The 19,800-nt window shown below is 43.1% G+C and carries 5 protein-coding genes; all 5 read right to left on the reverse strand.

The window, feature by feature from the left end:
- Positions 1 to 33 precede the first annotated feature (33 nt).
- The 5 genes from A3712_RS00375 to A3712_RS00395 are packed head-to-tail and all read right to left on the reverse strand — an operon-like array spanning position 34 to position 19,800.
- Positions 34 to 753 (reverse strand): thioesterase II family protein, encoded by a 720-nt coding sequence (locus A3712_RS00375; RefSeq protein WP_004737538.1) that lies wholly within the window; start codon positions 751 to 753, stop codon positions 34 to 36.
- A complete protein-coding gene (locus A3712_RS00380) occupies positions 746 to 1,873 on the reverse strand; it encodes a Gfo/Idh/MocA family oxidoreductase (RefSeq protein ID WP_004737537.1) in 1,128 nt (375 codons plus the stop codon). The genes A3712_RS00375 and A3712_RS00380 overlap by 8 nt, the downstream gene beginning before the upstream one ends.
- On the reverse strand, positions 1,873 to 2,943 hold the full coding sequence (locus tag A3712_RS00385; RefSeq protein ID WP_063521789.1) for an NAD-dependent epimerase/dehydratase family protein: 1,071 nt from the start codon (positions 2,941 to 2,943) through the stop codon (positions 1,873 to 1,875). The genes A3712_RS00380 and A3712_RS00385 overlap by 1 nt, the downstream gene beginning before the upstream one ends.
- Positions 2,936 to 8,446: a non-ribosomal peptide synthetase gene (locus tag A3712_RS00390; RefSeq protein ID WP_063521790.1), complete on the reverse strand. Its 5,511-nt coding sequence runs from the start codon at positions 8,444 to 8,446 to the stop codon at positions 2,936 to 2,938. The genes A3712_RS00385 and A3712_RS00390 overlap by 8 nt, the downstream gene beginning before the upstream one ends.
- Positions 8,443 to 19,800, reverse strand: coding sequence for a non-ribosomal peptide synthetase (locus A3712_RS00395; protein ID WP_063521791.1), 11,358 nt, complete (start codon positions 19,798 to 19,800; stop codon positions 8,443 to 8,445). Before A3712_RS00395 ends, A3712_RS00390 begins: the two co-directional genes overlap by 4 nt.

Genomic DNA, 19,800 nt, shown 5'->3' on the forward strand with positions numbered 1-19,800 from the left:
CGTAAAATTTCACCTTACGCCCCCAATAAAGAACTAAGACATTTTATTTTTAAGGTAGTCAAACAATGTAGGGCAGAGGTTATTAAGGTAAAAATGCCCACCAGAGAAACGCTGAAAATCAAACTCCCCCGTAGTTGCTAATGACCAATCTAGAATTTCACTTTCTGTTACTTCTGTATCTCCCTCACCCAGCAAAGCACTAAGAGGACAAGAAAGTGTTGGTAAAGAGTCTCGTTGATAGCTTTCTATTGCCTCAAAATCAGCACGAATAATGGGTAGCATTAACTTTCTAAGGGCTGGGTTATCAAACACAACCTCTGATGTTCCCCCCAACCCCATGATTTTGTTAACCAAAGCATCATCACTTTGCTTATGGTAGTTGGTCCCTCTACTTTTATGCGGTGGAATTCGTCCTGAAGCAAAGAAATGCGCCAATTTACGCCCCTGCTGCTCCCAGCGTATTGCGGTTTCAAACGCCAAAGCGGCGCCCATACTGTGCCCAAAAAAGGAGGTGGGGCGATGAGGCAAAAAAGATAAACTTTGCGCAACCTCATCAGCACACTGATGTAAGCAAGTCTTGAGTTTTTCTGATAGTCGATGACCACGACCTGAGAGTTGCACTGCATACACAGCGGTATGCTCATCAATATGGTCACGCCACGGCATGAAATATTCCGCATTCCCTCCAGCAAAGTGAAAACAGATTAGCTGCCTACGTGTGCCTGGTTTGATGAGTTTCAATTGCTTATGCATTTTCACTCTCCTGATGATATTCAACCAACCAACCTTCAATAGAAGGGCTCGTTAACATTGGCTCTTGCGCCGAAATGACTTCAGGATTCCCAATGCACCCCATTAAAGATCGCCATACTGATGCTTGTCCTAGTAAGAACTGTGCTGATGCAGGGGTTGGTGATTCAATATTACTTACCATGCTATGTAATGCTGTTCTGATTGCCTCTGGCCAGTGTTCGTCAATAATTTCTTCTAAGCTTGGCATTTCTTTGTATAGAAACTCGCAAGAAGCGGGCTGATAAAACTCTGGCGCTTGTTGTTTATCGAGCAACTCTCTCATCCCATTTTCCTCAGGGGTTCGAGGTATATGAAAAGCTCTATTCCATAGCACTGGGCCATGTGTGTTAACTAACACCAAATTGCCACTCGGTAACCCCACAGTAATGCGATGCATAATGTGGAAATGGTTATCAGGGTCGCCTGGATCCAACTGGTTCTGAATCTTCAAGATGAGCGGAATCCCAGCAAAAACACCGTGAATTACTTGATAAGGCGGTAATAGCTCCGACTTTAATTTTCTCACCTCAGACCAATCAACATTAGAATGGAACTCAAATGGCGTAACCCCTCCTAATGCCTGTCCCAACATATCGAGCAAGCCGCAAATCACTTGTACTCCACAGGTCGCTTCAATAAAGCAAGGCTGCTGAGTTTCACGCGCTTTCTTTAAGTACTCAACAAAGTGGCGAACAGCTGGCACATTAGGATAATGAGTATTAATTTGGTAATGACATCCATTTTTCCTCGCTAACTTTAAGCATTCCACGACATCTTTTTCATAAACGGGATGCTCTTGCAGAACATGTATGCCTTTTTCTAATAATGCGCGGGCAAGTTGTGACCCAGCCCCCCCTACAATTGCAGAACGAACAACAACACATGCAATATCAATATCTTGAGGTAATTCTGACACCTCACGATATAAAGGCACACCATACTCCTTAGCTATTGTTAACGAGCGTTCACTTCCTCTTGCTAAAATTCCAGCAAGTTCAAATCCTGGGAATTGGCGTTTAAATGCGGAAAGGTATACCTGACCAAAAAGCGTTCCACATACAACAACACGATATGTTTTCATCACAAAGCTCCCTCTTCAAACGCTAATTCATAATTAGGCTCAATCGAGAGGTCCCAATGACTAAACATATTTTGTTCGTGCAAAAACGAGATTAAATGACCTGTTTCAACTATTTCAGAAAGCCAAAACACCCCATTATTTAAATGAGATGATGATTGCGTTAACAATTGGTGCGCAGTAAAAGCGGCGACCAGTCCCGTCATTCGATAGCCATCATTAAACTTACAACGAAGCGTTAAATTAACTGGCTGTTGAGCAATCCAACCTTGCACATCCATTACGCAATATTGCTGAGTACCATGCTTCTGAACCATGGATTGACTCAGACTAACTAACGCTGCATTTTGCTCCTTAGCACTTTCATTTGCTGACATTAATAACTGTCGATCAGCGACTAAATTAAAGGCCGCGAAGTTAGATATTGAAAGTGTGTTAGCGACGCGTTGATGCTCAGCACTCAAATAAGGTAATGCGGTAAATTCTTTTCCCTCAGGTAGTGGTTGATACCCCTCTCTTGTCCCCTCTCTCACCTTTATATCATCTCTAATTACCACCCCGCTTAAAGCATCATTACCCCCTAAGCTTGCAATAAAATCTATCGCAGACGTTGATGTAAATGCTTCAATACCCCCTACATAAAGCTCGATACTGTACAGTTCTTGTAGCTTTTCTTTGGCAATAAAAGGAAGCAACGAGGTAAAACCGGGAACAAAACCCGCTCCAAAAACACAGCTAACTGGTAAGTCTCGCCCCTGCAACTGCTGCTGAACGTGACCGAAAACATCCTGCTCCCCCCCCACATCGACATATAAGGTATGAGTGTCTATTGCAACGCGAGCTATATTGTCTCGAATCGCCGACGCAGGCCCTGCTGCATTTATGATCAAATCATGATGATGGCAAACAGCTGCCACCTCCTTCTGATCATACAAATCAACAATCCTATAATGTGTTAAGTCAGGACGTGGCTGTCGTCCTATTCGAGTAACTTGATAACCAAGCGCACAAAGCGCTTGGTCAATATGTTGTCCCACTTCACCACAAGCTCCGAAGATGGCGACTCTATTCATGCTTTCCTCCTTGCATAGCAACTGTGTTTAAGTGCTTAGCTAGAGGTAAAACTTGAGATGATTGCATACAGGTGAAGTGATCACCTTCAAGCGAAATAACATCAATGTCACCAACACTATATTGCTGCCAAAAGTCATGCATATCGGCTTTAAGCGTGGGCAGTAAATAAGTTTCATCTTGCTGACAAGCGAAAGTGAAATCACCACTATAAAAAGATGGTTCATAATGAGTCACAGCCTGCAAACTGTGATGGAACACTGGATAGAGCTGAGAAATATCTCCTACTTTTGCCGTTTGTTGATTTGATTGGATATCAAGTACTGTTTGGAAATAAGCGATACGCTGTGCTTCATTTGCTTTTGCGTAACTCGCATAATTTAGTGAGAGCTTATCAAAGCCGAGCTGTTTAGCTTTAGCCACTACATCTTCAATATTAATTTGATTAGGCTTAGTGGCTAATAAAGCCAAATAAGTTTGCTCAAGCTGAAGTAAATCAATACCGCTCCAAGGGTTTGGTACATTCAGTTCTTTAGCAAGAGCGACATCCGTCATCATAGGGTCATTTACTTTGTACGGAATTTGATAACTACTTGCGATCGTCAATGATGCGAACGGAGAGCCACATTCCATCGCTTGTCTTGCCAGCTCAAAAGCAATTAACCCCCCCATACAAAAACCAAAAAGATGGCATTTAGACAAGTCAAAATTATCTTCCAACAAGGCTTTGTATTGATCAGCTAATTCAACGATCAAATGTTCACTTGGAATAGTTAAATATTGCTGTCTATCTTGAACACTAATGCCATAAACTGGCGCTGTAAGGTGCTCTACGAGTGCTAAGCAAGGCATCACAGTGCCGCTACCATCATGAAGAATAATGATAGGTGCGCCGTCACCTTCTTTAATACGTTGCAAAGCCGTTGAACTATCTTCAATCGCACTGCAGTGCTGCTGAATTGGCGTTTGTTTTCGTAAGAAGATCGCAAGCTCTTTAATAGTGGGGGTTTGCAATACCTGGCGAAGTGTCCCTTCCCAGGGAACAAATTCTTCACCTAATTCTTGGCGGATCCTACTCACCCACTGCGTTATCAATAATGAGTCACCACCCGCACCAAAGAAATCATCATTTGGCCCCATATTAGGGTTACCAATCACATCCCGACATGACGATAGTAATAACGTCTCAAGTTGATCAAGGTCTTCTGATACCTCGTTTTGTAGAGTCTCTTGATGGCCTATAATTTCAGGTAACGCCTTTCTATCTATTTTACCGTTATTTGTAAGCGGAAAACGGTCTAAGACAGCCAATTGTGCAGGTACCATATAACTAGGTAACTCTTTACTAAGCTGTTCTAAGATTTCAGTCTTATCACATTCATGCTTCTGACCATTGAATTGGGCCAGCATAAAACTTTGACCTAATTGATATAAGGCTTCTTGATTATTAGGGAATGCAAATAACTGCTCAGCCCCTACATCCGACATTGCGTTTAACCAACGTTCCTGAGGCATAAATGGAGAATTTAATGCTAAACGCTCATCATTATGAGCGGTCAAGCCATGTTTGAATTCCATTGAAGTCATAAGTTGGTAATTATCTCTTGTCGCCTCAATTACAAGTAACCAAGCCCCTGGCTTCATTAACTCACGTAAGTGATTTAACCCTTCACGTGCAACAACTGCGTTATGTAACACATTAGAAGAAACAACCAGATCATACTGACCGCAATCAAAACCTTGCTCTAACGCAGGTTGATTGAAATCGTATAAGCGATAATCAACAAAATCATAACCTTGGTAACGAAGCTTAGCTTCATTGAGGAAAAATGATGAAACATCAGTAAAGGTATACTCGACATTATGTGCTGCTAGAGCCGGAATAAGCTCGTTACTTGTACCACCAACACCAGCACCAATCTCTAGGATACGAATTGGCTGAGCACGTTCAGCTAAATGCTTTACTTTACTTAACGCCGCTGTGATCAACATTTTATTCATCATTTTGCTGATCAAGTTATTTTGGTAAGTTGATGTCGCGACATCTAACTTGCCATCAGGAAACAACAAATCGAGAGGATCGGCCTTATCTCGCAGTAACTCAGGCAAACATTGACTACTTCGCTCAAGGTAGTTAACTAAGCCTTTATCACCATCCAAACACTCCAGTGCTTCGTAACATCTTTTCCAACATAACGAGATATCATCTTCGCTCACTTGCTGTAGTAAAGCGTATGTTTCTCCATCATGTCGTGCTAGCTGATTTTCAATAAGCACTTTTAGCCATCGACTTAATAATTGTTTATGACGAGGCGCATAATTACCATCAGCAATCATGTCATCGATGTTTTTCTGTTGACCTTCACCTAATCCTCCACTTGATTGCAATGCTTGAACCATATGGAGCAAAGCGACTCTATCTAAATAATAAACAAAGTCTGTTACCGACTTCTCTGGCACTGTTTGCCTAATAGCTTCTGCCGTCAAAGTTAACTCGGTTTCCGTCTCTGCAAATTGATGCGAGAACAAAGTACTTTTTGCATCATTTTGGTAAATAGCCGGCTCAATGTAAGCTTGAAGGTGATAATTATGCTTATCTCCTCGCGCTAAGACGACAGCTTGAGATACTGATGATTGACGCTCAAGCGCTGATTCTATTTCACCAAGCTCAACTCGATATCCTCGTACTTTTACTTGGTTGTCATCACGACCAACAAACACGATCACACCATCATCTCGGTAATAACCTCGGTCACCCGTTCGATACCAAGATGTTCCAGTATTTGCATCTTGGAAGAAATGGGCAGCCGTTTTCTCTTCATCTTGCCAGTACCCGAGCGCTACCCCGCTACCGCCAATACACAGTTCACCAGCAACCCAGTCAGGGCAGGCCATACCTTTGTCATCCAGTACAGCAAACATCTGATTTGATAACGGAGTACCGTAAGGAATAGAAGTGTAATAATCAAAAGTAGGATCAATTGGGAAATAAATAGACCAAATAGCGGCCTCTGTCGCGCCACCTAAGCTGTATAGTCGGGCGGCAGGCATCAAGGTAGCAATCGCTTTAGCTAATGCGACCGGAATCCAATCACCAGACATCATTACGCATTTAATACTATCCAGTGTAGGTAATGATTCGTCGGCTAAATATCGCGTTAACATTGTCATCTGCGCAGGTACAGAGTTCCAAACACTGACGTTATGTTCTCGAATTTGACGAGTCCATTCTGCTGGGTTTTGAATATTTTTCTCGCAAGGTAGCACCAATGTAGCACCACAAGCTAAGGTACCAAAGATGTCATAAACTGAGAGATCAAAACTTAGTTTAGCCAATCCAAACACCACATCGCTTGCTGTAATGTCAAAGCGACGATTGATATCGACCACAGTATTCACAGCCGCTTGATGACTTACCATGACACCTTTGGGGCTTCCTGTACTACCAGAGGTATAAATAATGTAAGCCAGTCGTTCAAATGACTGAGTTATCTCTGTACTACCAATGTTATGAACACGACCTTGTAGCGCTTGCGCATTACAAATATTGACGGCCTCAAACCCATCGTCTGCTAGCTGTTGGGCAAGTTCATTTGAGCGCGTCAACACCAACTCTACATCAGCATCAAACAGAATTTGCTTCATACGAGAAACCGGCTGACTAACGTCAAGCGGTAAATACACCCCATCAGCTAATAACGTTGCTAATGTTGAAACAACTTGTTCAACACTTTTATCAATCGCAATCGCAATACGAGCTCCCTTTGGTAACTTGCTCGCCAGTGACTTTGAACGAACGATCAGCTCATCGTATGTCACTGTTTGTTCGGGCGTAACCAGTGCTGTCGCATCAGGCGTTAACACTGCTTGCTCTAACACCAGTTGATGCAACATAGATTCAGCAACAGGTTTAATCGTATTATTCACCTGTTCGCGAACCTGTTGTTGTTTATTCGGTAAAGCAAGGCGAGTAGCTTGATCCCACTGCTGAAGTCCACCAGCAATGACTTGTTCAATCGCACCTTCAAAACATGTAAACATTGACTCGATCATTGAGTCAGGGAATATGCCGTCAAGTACATCCCAATTGATGTACAAACTGCGGTCTCGATTCATAAGTTGGCAATCAATCCAAACTTGAGGCGTTTGACTAATACCATATGCAACCTCCATCCCCATCTCGTACTGAGATTTGGTCTCTGAAACTTGCTCTCTATTACTACCGACTAATGCACTCGTGAAGACTATTGGCATGCGAGCATAATCAGCACCACGTTGTCGGGCTATTTCACGCATAACCTCAACGCCACTAAACGCTTTATACTCTAAGTCTTGCCACAATTGATTCTGCTGCTCTTTCACTTGTGCTAATAAGGTTCGTGACTCCGTAAGATTCACTTCCAGCAAGTTGACACTCGTGAAATCCCCCACCATGTTGAGTAAATCTGGATGGATCGGTTCACGATTCATTACCGTCATGTTCAAGCAAAAATGTTTTGATTTAGACCACTTAGCTAACACTTCACTAAAGAGCGTCAGTAATAGCGATGAAGGACTAACCCCTTGATGATTACATTGACTTTCGAGTTCAGCCCATTGCTTTGGCGCTAATTGCATTTCATGGCGAGTGAAATGCGGTGTTTCTTTCTTAACTTCCGACGTCAAACCATCATTAATATCAGCGAGGAGTGATAACTCTGGTGCCATTGGCAAATGAGGCACTCGGTCTTGCCAGTATTGTCTCGCTTGCGCATATTTGTCTGTCAGCTTCTGTCGCTTTTCAAACTCCATGACATCTTTGAACGATAAGCTAATAGGCGCTAGCACCAATTCAGACTCATGATAAAAATGAATCAACTCAGACAAAATCACCTGAATACTCATAAAGTCTGCAATCAATAGGTCAATACTAAAATGCAGGTATGATTTACCTTCCGACTCGCTTACTTTTAAGTCAAACAGAGGCCATGCTTCAGTGTCATAAACGCGATGGGACATGTTTGCCCGATACGTTAACCTCGTATCAGTTTGCAAATCACATTCAATCTTATACTCAGGTACTTGTGATAGTATTTGCTGAGTACCATTAGAAAAGACTATAGCTCGCAACATCTCATGGCGTTTAATGAGCTTATTCCAAGCTTGGTTTAGCTTCTCAGCATCAAGATGTGCAAATTCGAGCTCAAAGTAACCGTGGCAGCCTGTGCCACCGAACTCAAACACATTTTGCCGTCCAATAAGATAAGCGGCCTGTACATCATTTACCGGAAAAACCTCATATTTATCTTTCGTACTAGGACAAAGAACAGCGCCCAATTCACGATCTTTTAGTATTGTTATTAATTCACTTTTTACTGCTTTCAGCTGCTCAACAACCTCTTTGGTCATCACGCCTTGAGGAGCTCTGAACTTCAAGGCGTCAGCTTCAAGCCAAAACTCGGCTTTCTTAGCTTCTAACTGTTGCAGTAACGCTAATGGTGACATTAATGTTGTTCCTTTTTTCATAAGGTTCCTTCCTCAAAATCAACCTCGTTGCTCTCTTTTTCTGAGGTTTCAAGAGCAAGTGCAATACGTGAAATCGTTTGTAAATTAAACACAGCGTGAAGTGGCAAAGTAATGCCGTGCTGTTGTTGGAGTAAGCTGGCTAGCTGAATCGCAACAAATGAATCTCCGCCTAAGGCAAAGAAGTTATCGCTCGCGCTAATTGGCGTATTAATACCAAGAACTTGTTGCATTGCTTGAGTCAGAACAATCTCTTCATCTGTACTTGGTGCAACAAACTCACTCTCATTAGAAATTGAAAGCTCCAAGGTTTTTAATACATTTCGATCGACTTTACCGTTAGCTGTGAGTGGCCATTCTTGAAGTACGGCGTAGCCATCAGGCATAGAGTAACTTGGTAAATAATTTAATAATTGCGGCTGAATAATCGACAGTTCGACGGCCATATTCGACAACAAATAAGCATGAATCTTAGGACGAGAATCATGATGCTCAATCAATACAATCGCATCTTTCACTCCAGCGCATGACTTAAGTGCTTTCACTATTTCACCGAGTTCAATACGCAGCCCTGCCACTTTAACCTGGTGGTCACGACGCCCAAGGAACTCTATAGTTCCATCAGGCCAGTAGCGCCCTATATCACCGGTTCGATACCAACATTGTGATTGATGTTCACAGAACTGCTGCTGAGTTAATTCCTCATTACCAATGTAACCTTGGGCGACACCATCTCCCCCAATCCATAGTTCACCGGCAACCCAATCAGGGCAGTCATCACCAATATCACTTGCAACTCTAAAACATTGATTTGGTAAAGGCTTACCATAAGGAATTGAACGCCATTGCTTTTCAACTTGCTGAACAACACAATAGTTCGACCAAATTGCAGCTTCAGTCGCACCTCCCATCGCCACGAATTTGGCAAGACAACTGTTACGACGTAAGCGTTCAGGTAATTCCAGATTGATCCAATCACCTGACAACATAACGCAGCGCAATGAGGTCAATAGCTGACATTCAGCCTGTGACTCATTCCCCATCAAAAGCATTTCTAACAATGCTGGTACGGTATTCCACAAGGTAATTTGATGCTGCTGAACCAACTCTAACCAAACGCCAACGTCTCTGGTTTGCTCATCGTTGATAAGCACTAATTTCCCGCCAACAGACAGCAAGCCAAAAATGTCATATACTGATAGGTCGAAGTACAAGGCTGATAACGCTAAGACACTGTCATCTGCAGTTACATTGTGCTGGCGATTGATCGCTTCAATGGTATTCATGGCCGCGCCATGAGTGATCGCAACCCCTTTCGGTGTTCCTGTACTGCCTGAGGTGAAGATCACATAAGCCAACTCATCAAGCGTGCTCTGAAGGGGCTCAACCAAAGCTTCTTCAGAAGCCAGCAAGCTTTCAACATTGATCCCTTGGCCACCATTCTCAAACAACTCGTTACGGTCACAAATCACGAACTTGATGCATGCTTGCGCCAATACAGACTCAACCCGAGCTTTTGGCCAATCAGTTGCTAATGGTACATAAGCCGCTCCAATCCACTGAATTGCAAGGACAGAAGCAATCTGCTCGATAGAGCGCGGCAACATGACACCAACGCAATCACCTTTAGCAATTCCATGTTTTTGCAACTGGTACGCTGCCTGACTCACTTTTATATGCAGATCTCGATACTTATAGCGCTGACCATTAGCGACAATCGCCGTCGCCTCAGGTGTTGCTTGCATTTTTTCATACACACTAATGTGCATTGCTCGCAGAGGCACCACGTCCTGAGTGCTGTTAACAAGAGTGCGAACTTCTCGCTGTGATGCAGGTAACGCTATTGGCGATGGCTGTGACCAATCACAGTCAGCAAGTTGCTCCAATAATTGGCAATATGCATTAAACATTGCATCAATTACGCCGTCAGGGAACAACGCCTCGACAACATCCCAGTTAAAGTGTAATTCTCCATCTTGCTCAAATACTTGATGGTCAATCCAAACTTGAGGTGTTTGAGATACGCCCCATACAGATCGGGTAATGCCTAACTCAGAAGACTCATCAAGGCTAGTGTCCGCACCTAGTGCACTAGTGAACACCACAGGCATACTCAAATCAGTCACTTCTTTTAACTTGGCTAACTCACGTATCACCCAAACAGCAGAAACATCGGCGTACTCCAAGTCTTGCCATAACTGCTGTTGCAAACGCTCAGCACTTTGCAACCAACTTTCACCTGCAATTTGATTTGTCTCGAGTAACAAGAGTGAGGTGAAATCCCCCATAATGTGCTGAATATTGTCATGGACAGGCTTGCGATCAAACAAAGTAACATTGATGCAATGCGATGAGGATTCGGACCATTTTGCCAATACTTGCGCATAACAGTTAAGCAACAAACAAGACGGCGTGATCGCACACTCTCGTGCTTTCTCTGTTAAACGGCTCCATAATTCTTTAGACAAGCAGGATTGGCGTCGAACGAAGCGTGGCTTCTCTAATTGATTTGGCTCCATGCTTAACGGCAGACGCGGAGCCTCCGGTAAACTAGGCAGTCTGCTTAACCAATAACTCTTCGCTAATGTTTGGGATTCATGTTCTTCTTGCAGATAAACTTGCTGTTGATAATCACGGAACGTAATCCCCAACTCTGGCAAGTCGGCTTCCAAATCACGATATAAAATTCCAAGCTCAGCAAAGAAAATCCGCATGCTAAGACCATCAAGAATGACATTGTCTAAGCCGATACATAGCCGTTTTTTCCCACATTCAGACTCAATGAGTGTAAGGTGGAAAAGCGGCCATACCTGAGGATTTAACACTCGATGAGATAGTACCTCACGTTGATGAGTAACAACTTCTTCCCATTGCTTTTCAGTACAAGAGACCATTTCCATCGGACAGTAAAGCGCTGACGGAATACAAACTTGTTGCCCTTGATCATCAAACACAATACGAAGGGTGTCATGACGCTCAATTAAACGCATAAGCGCTTGCTCTAGACGCGTCACATCAAAGCCATCAGCTTCAAATTCAGAATAGAAATGTGTGCCAACACCGCCCATCACAAAGCCTTCGTTTCGCCCCATAATGTAGGCTTGTTGAACATCAGTCAGCACAAATGGTTGATAACGTTCATTCTCGTTATGCACTAACGTGATTTGTGATGAAATTTCACCTGCATCAAATTCTAAATGGCGAGCAAAGTCACTCAACAAAGGAAGTGAAAAGACATCGGACAACTTCACACTATTAAAGCCAACCTCGCCCAATGCCGCCGTAATTCTTGTTGCATGAAGACTATCGCCTCCTAACAGGAAAAAATTATCTGTACGTGATGGTGTTACACCAAGAACTTGCGCCCAAACCTCTGCAACATACTTTTCATTGTCGGTTACACAATCTTGTTTATCTTCATGAGTAACCATAGCAATATTGGCAGCTGATAAGCGCAGTTGAGTACGGTCAATTTTGCCATTGTTTGTTAAAGGCATTGTTGAACAAACGACAATGTGTTGAGGCAACATATAATTGGGTAGCTGTAATGCTAACCAGTCAGCCAGTTGAGAGGTATCAGACACAGCAAGGGTTTCAGCCTGGCGCCCCGTCATCACTAATAAGTTCGCTTTATTTACTGCAGGCAAGACATTCATGCTTAGTGATGAAGTTTGCAAACTAGTTTGCCATTGTTGGGCATCAAGTAGAGGTGAAGCCCCCCCTCGGCGACAATCATGATAAGGGCTTTGATCTACGCTTCTCATTAACGCTTCTGGCTGCATTAATGTCACCGTTAATAATGCAAGAGGGCTCAGCGCTTGCGTCTCTATCGCAACAAAATGACCACTTGGTGCGATAAGTGAGGACATTAGGTTAATCCCTTCATTCACATCATTAAAACGATGGAGTGCATTGTTACTGATCACCAAATCAGCGTGATGCCTTTCAACGTCGCTTAATGCACAAGCAAAAGCATGATCCCCATAGCCCGCTAATCGGAATGTCGCTTGATCAAGAACCGACTTAGCTTGTTCAGCTACGCAGTAACTTACCTGGCTAGCGTCACATTGATTCAATATATGTGATGCTAAATGACCCGTTCTACCATTGAGTTCGACAACGTTTACAGCTCGACCCAATTGCTTAGAAAGTAAGACTATTGTTTCAACAATATATTGTTCCGTTGATGAAAAATCAGGGTGGATTAATGCTAACGCTTCAGGTGTCAACACCGGGTCATCAATAAGCGTAATTTCACTCACCTCGCCCTGCATCAAATCAACATACCAATCAACCTTATTTTCTAATGCCGATAAGATTGAAGCATGAGCAGGCATATGCGCTACCTTCTTTTGGTAGGCAACCATTGGACTAACGACTTCTTGCTCTTGACGCCAGTATCCCCGCTCAGCTGACCATTGCTTTGTTTCAACGAGAACATGCAACCAGCTTTCAAATACAGCTTGAAAACGAGGTGTAATATGCAAACTACATAGCCACTCATCCAGCGTCAATGACGCACCCGGTTTAACGTTATTTGCTATCACCATCTTATCGAGCACCAAACGCATAACATGCGTTGCCATTGCTTTCTCAATAGCGGTGTGATCGACAGACTTTTGTAGTGTGGGTTGCGATACCTTTGTATCAAGCAGCGTCATATCAGCTTCATACTCTGTTTGAAGAGCACTAACCTCACCTTGCTGTTTAGAAACAAAAAGTTGAATATGTTTCTGTGGTTTATCTAGCAATAGCGCTATCGCTTTTTGTACCCCAGAAAATTGCTCTGCCGCATGCTCAACGTCCCCAAGTTCAATCCTAAAGCCATTAAGTTTGACCTGGTTATCTCGTCGCCCAATAAACTCAACGATCCCGTTAGACCAAAAACGTCCCATATCACCAGTTCGGTAATACTGTTGCCCATCATGGAAAATAAATTGTGCTGCTGTTCTTTCAGGGTCAGCAAAGTACCCCTCTGCAACCCCCTGACCACCAATCCAGAGCTCACCAATCACCCAATCAGGACAATCTCGGCCCAAGGCATCCATCACTCGGTAACTTTGATTACTCAATGAATAACCGTATGGAATGCTTGTCCAATCCGTCTCTACGTAGTTGACATCAAAAGCATTAGACCAAATCGCAGCTTCTGTTGCCCCTCCTAATGCCGTCAATTGAATTGATGGGTTCAAAGCATTTAATCTTGGTTGTAAATCCAAACCAACCCAGTCACCTGACAACAGAACATTTGTCATCGAGCTTGGCAATTGACGAGTGTCATTTTCAGCTGCAATTAACAACATTTCGAACAGTGCAGGCACACTATTCCATATCGTAATTTGATATTCATGAATCAATGAAATCCACACTTTTGCTTCTTTTCGTTCTGACTGTTGAGGAACAACAACGCAGCCCCCTACAGAAAGTGGTCCAAAAATATCAAAGACAGATAAATCAAAGTTCAGTGCCGATAAAGCAAATGTTCGACAGTCACTAACCAACTGATAGCGTTGATTAATATCATCAATAGTATTGGCCGCTGCTTGATGGGTAGTAATAACGCCTTTAGGAATACCGGTAGAGCCAGAGGTATAAATAATATAAGCAACATCGTGTGGTGATACCGAAGCAATTTGTGTTGCTATGATGTGCTCTTGCCCACGTTCATCAATATCGAGCAATGACCAACCAGCCATTGCTTCTTGGTTGGTAATTGCCTCCACAGCATCCTGATTTATTACAACGATTTTAATTGCTGCTTGCTCAATAATTTGATTCAACCGAGCGACTGGTTGCTCAATATCGAGGGGGACATAACTAGCGCCCAATAAGTGTATTGCCAACACCGCGACAACTTGTGATGCTCCCTTTGGCAATAAAATCGCCACACGATCCCCAGACAGTACACCTTCTTGCTTGAGACGATAGGCAAGTTCACCAGCACTTTCTGACAACTGGCGATAAGACATCGACGCTTTATTTTCAATAACCGCAATGGCATCAGGTTGCGCCTCTGCCAATTCAAAGAATCGCTGATGGAGAGTGCGAGGGGCGTACGAAATCACGTCACTGCTGTTTCTCGAAGCACGATCTTTTCTTGCTTCTTCGGTTAAAAACGCGGGCACCGTTTGTTTCAGCATGTTAGGTCGCTGCGATATTTCAGTGATTAGCCTCCCCATGCTAGCAAACATCTGATCGACCATATTGGCTGGGAATAAATCATCGACTGTATCCCAACTTATTATCAACTCCCCTTTTCTCTCCATTACCTGGCAGTCAATCCAAACCTGAGGCGTCTGAGAGATGACATAATTCATCTCACCCAGACAACTATCGCCAAGGAAGTCATTACCTAGGTTACTAGTGAAAACTATCGGCATGGCAACTTGAGAGCCTCTCTGCTTGGAAAGCTCTCTTAACAAGCGAATTGCATCGAAATCACTATGGTCAAGATTCGCCATAAATTGGCGATTCAATGCACTTGCATTATCTAAGATATTGGATGCTTCTCCATCACGGCATGCTAATAGCATCAGCGTAGTAAAATCAGCAACAACACCCGACACATCCATGGCAGTATGACGTCGGTTGAAAATCGTAAGATTTAAACAAAAATCCTTATTATCACTCCAGCCTCTTAAGGTCTCCGCATAACAACTCGCCAACATCATTGAGGGTGTAATACGGTGTTGACGGCATGCTTGCTGTAATGCTCGCCATTTATCGGCAGCTAAACGCCATTCGCGGTGAACAAACACGGGTTGTTTGATTTCTTCCGGTCGTTTTGCCAACGGTAATTGCGGCGCCGAAGGCAAGCTAGGCAGTTGTGCTAGCCAATATTGACGATCAGCCTCTACATGCGCTTGCTCACGTATTGCTGATAGATATTGAGGGAAATGCAGGGTTGGTTGCGCAAGTTGTTCACAATTATCATCGAGATAGAACTGAGCTAGATCATCAAGCAGGATTTGAATGCTTAATGCATCAGCAACAACCATATCAATATTGAAGTGAAGACGACTACCTCGCGGACTATGACTTAAATTAATTGCCAAGCCAGATTCATTTTCTAAATCCAGAATCTGCGCTTCTAAATTACGCCTCAGACCTGCCTGTTTACTTGTTGCCAATTCACAGTCAAGAGTTCTCCAATCATATTCATGGATTTGCGTTGGAGCATTCGCTGTAATATAGCCAAGACCATCGCTATTCATCCTCATTCGTAACATGCTATGACGGGCATATAGGCGATCAAGCGCTAAACGAAGTTTGTCACCATCGATCCATTCACTATCAAGCTCTAAGTAGACCTGGCATGCAACCCCACCAAGAGTTTGTGTGCTGTTCCTACCTTGCCAATACGCTTGTTGAACACTAGTCAACTCGAAAGGGTGAGTTAATACTGTTTCAGTATCTTGTTCTTTTTTAGCATCTAGATATTTTTCAGCAACTTGGTCACAACTTACTGATGATTGCCATAATGCAGACCACGCAGCTAAAGTTGGCGCTTCGTACATCCGAACAAGTTCAAACACAACATTGTGCTTTTTCGCTTCATCAACAAGATCCATCATCTGCAATGAATCCAAGCCTAAGTTAATCAAATCAGCGTCTAAGCCTATTTCTCCTGGCTCGATAAGTAGCACATCGCTCAGCCATTCAGTTAAGAATGCTTGATGATCAATGATTGATTTCGTGGGTAAAGTGGCTTCCTCTATATTATTTTTGCTACCTGTATTTTGCCGTTCAACCCAGTATTGCTCTCGTTTAAATGGGTATAGCGGTAAAGCCAATAAAATTTCGGTTGGATAAGTCACTTTCTCACTAAAGTGCGACCAGTCATAATCAGCACCATTGCACCATTGTTCAAGTTCGGCTGGTAATGCCGACGGAACGAAAGATTGACCTACGGCAATTTGTTTTAATTTACATAGTAAGTCTTCGATATCTGTAAATGGAACACATCGCCGGATTGGTAAGTGATGCTCGCGTTTATCTCTCCAAGCATGGAATAGCTCAACAGCATTGTGACGGTGTGATTCTATAGTTTGAATCCAAGCTTTAGCCAATTGGCTAAGACTATCAATATGACTTGCTGTTAAGGGAAGGAACCCTATCTGTGGTAGTACATACTCAGATTTGTCCGTCACATCTTGATGATTACGAATAATAATGTGACCCAAAGTCCCAGTAAAACTAAAGGAACTAACCCCCATGCGTCTTAACGGTATTGGACGAACGTCGTTCTCAAAAATATAACGTTCAATCCAAGGCCGTAACTCAGGATTAAACGATTTAAACGTTGGGTGAGGGAAAACAGTTTGTGCACGCATTTGAGCAATCGCCCTAATCACCCCCGCAACACCAGCAGCAGATTCTAGGTGACCAAACTGCGCTTTGCCTGCAGTCAAATGCAGCGGTTGAATACGACTCTGATAAACACCATCAATAGCACTTAATTCGATAGGGTCGCCAAGCGGTGTGCCGGTGCCATGCATTTCAATTGCATCAATATCATTTTCTGTTCTTCCACTGCGCGCTAGTACTTCTTTCAACAGTGTTTGCTGTGCAAGTGGGTTAGGTGCCGTCAAGCTACTACTCTCACCGTCTTGTGCCACACCTGTAGCCTCAATAACCGCTAAAATAGGGTCACCATCTCTTATCGCTGCATCATAATCTTTTAGCAGTAGTAACCCTAAACCCTCAGCACGAGCATAACCATCAGCATCAGCACTAAAAGTAGCGCATCGCCCGTTCGGAGAAAGCATACCTGCTTTTTGTAAAGCACTCTCTATTTGAGACGAGAGAAGAAGGTTTACACCACCAGCAATTGCAGATTCACAACGCTTTGATTGAATGTTTTGGACAGCCATATCAATGGCAACGATAGATGATGAACAAGCGGTATCTACAGTAATAGCTGGGCCACTTGTACCGTAATATTTAGCAAGTCGACCCGAACTACCACTACGACTCGTGCCAGTAATTAAATAACTTTTTAAAAACTCAGGAGCGTTTTGATTAGCCAACAGATCACTATAATCTTGGCTTCCCTGGCCGACAAAAATACCTAATGACAACCCTTTTAATTTCGAAGGTAACCAACCCGCTTGTTCAAAAAGATGCCAACTTGACTCCATCAACCAGCGTTGTTGTGGATCGAGCAAGCAGGCTTCTCGAGAAGACATAGCAAAGAAATTAGCATCAAACTTGTCTATGTTATCAACCGCACCTATGGGTAAAGAAAATGTGCGTAACTCATCACTCACACTCGCTAGTGCTGATTCGCCTTTAATTAGCCAATCTGCGTACTCAACCCAACTTGCGTTTTGTTGCTTTGGTAAACGACTGCTAATTGCAATAATCGCAATATCAGTTGACCGAGATGAAAACGCCTCCACCAACTCTTTTGGGGACTGCTGCCTGTGTTGCTGTTGAACAAACTGACTAAAAGCGGATAGATTTGGATAAGCAAATAACTGTACAGGTGAAATCGAGATACCAAGCTGACTCGAAATTTGTGCGCACCACTGTGTCGCAAGCAAACTTGTCAGTCCGACATCAGTGAAACCTTGCTTATCACCCAATAGCTCAATACCGACAATAGCTTCAAGGGAATTTCGCAAATATTCAGAAATGTCAGTAATGAAAGCGGGAGTGGCTGGTAGCGACGATATGTATAGTGGCTTTAATTTTTGTGCTTGGAGCTCTGATAGCATCAAGCTTCGACGGATCTTACCGCTAGAAGTTTTTTGTAAGCAACCTCTTGCGATGAGGGTAACTTGACTCACTGACAAATTATGATTTTTAGCGATAAGCGACTTAATTGTTTTTGAAATTTTTATTAGTTGTCTTTGTTCTGTATGGCGATGCACTTCGCATAACCCATGAATTTCACCTGACTCAATATCTTGAACAAAGCAAGCCCCCCCAACCTCGATGTCACCACACATGCTCTCAATCGTAGATTCTAGGTCGTTAGGCATATGGTTTTCACCAGAAACAATAATGACATCTTTGAAGCGGCCGCAAATGTACAATTCACCACCCCACTTAAATGCCAGATCTCCGGTGCGCAGATACTCCCCATCGTCACAACTTGAATTTATCGATGCATTAAACGTTTGTTGAGTGAGCGAAGCTTTATTCCAGTAGCCTTTTGCCACGCTATTACCGCGAACCCAAACTTCACCAACCTGTCCCAACTCACAAGCAGCACCGGTATGAGGGTCAACAATCTCAACTTGCCAAGAATTAAACTGGCTACCGCTACTGACTAACTCGCGCCCCGACATAGATTCAACAGCATGTCCTTCAGCAAGGCAGCCAACATCAAAAGTCTTCATTGCTGCAGAGGTATTCGCAGGTTTATGGCTCACAATAAGCGTGGCTTCTGCCATTCCATATGCAGGTAAGAATCTAGATGACTGGAAACCTGACGATTCGAACTTTTGAGAAAAGCTCCTTATCGTTGAAGCGCGAATTGGCTCAGCAGCATTCATCACGACCTTCAAAGATGAGAGGTCCAGCTCACTGGCTTGGAGATCTGAAATAGAATCAACACACAGTTGGTAGGCAAAATCTGGCGCAGCGGTAATTGTGGCCTGGTACTGCTCTATCATGTTTAACCATTTTTCTGGTTCTACAGAAAACTGACTTGGCCGGATAAAACTGCACGTACCACCAGACAATAAAGGGAACATAAGACCGTAGAACAAGCCTAGATCATGATAAAAAGGTAACCAATTTGCGGTGTGGATATGCTGTAGACTTGGTTCTACTTGAAGCATAATGTCGAATTGATGATAAATATTTTTATCATAGTTGCAAACCGCTTTTGGGCTTCCCGTTGAGCCCGATGAATATTGCAACATAACGGGACCTGTGGGTGGGCACAGGTCATTCCAACAAAGTGGTTGTTTCTCTCCGAATAACTCATCCAGATATACAACTTCTCGGTTTATATCCCAACCAAATTTTTCAATTTCTCCTTTAGTCGCTGACAAAGCAACAATGAGGTTTGGTTCACAGTCATCCAGGATATGCTCAATATTAGATTTAACTCGCTGTAACCGTTTAACACCAGGCAAATTGACAGGTACCGCAGTAACCCCCACCATCAGACAGGCTAGGTACGAAAAAATAAAACTTGAGTCCCCTGGTAATAATAATAACGCTCTTTCCCCGGAAAAATATTTTATATTTCGAGCAACTTTACTCACTTCATAAAATAGTTCTTGATAACTATAGCTCTGATGTTTTTCACCAGTACAATCATTCAGTGCTATTTCTAATGCATTATTTTCAAAATTATGCATTAACCTTTGCTGCACCCAGCCAGCTACAATTTCTTGCAT

This window comes from Vibrio sp. HI00D65 (assembly GCF_001635455.1).
GTDB lineage: Bacteria > Pseudomonadota > Gammaproteobacteria > Enterobacterales > Vibrionaceae > Vibrio.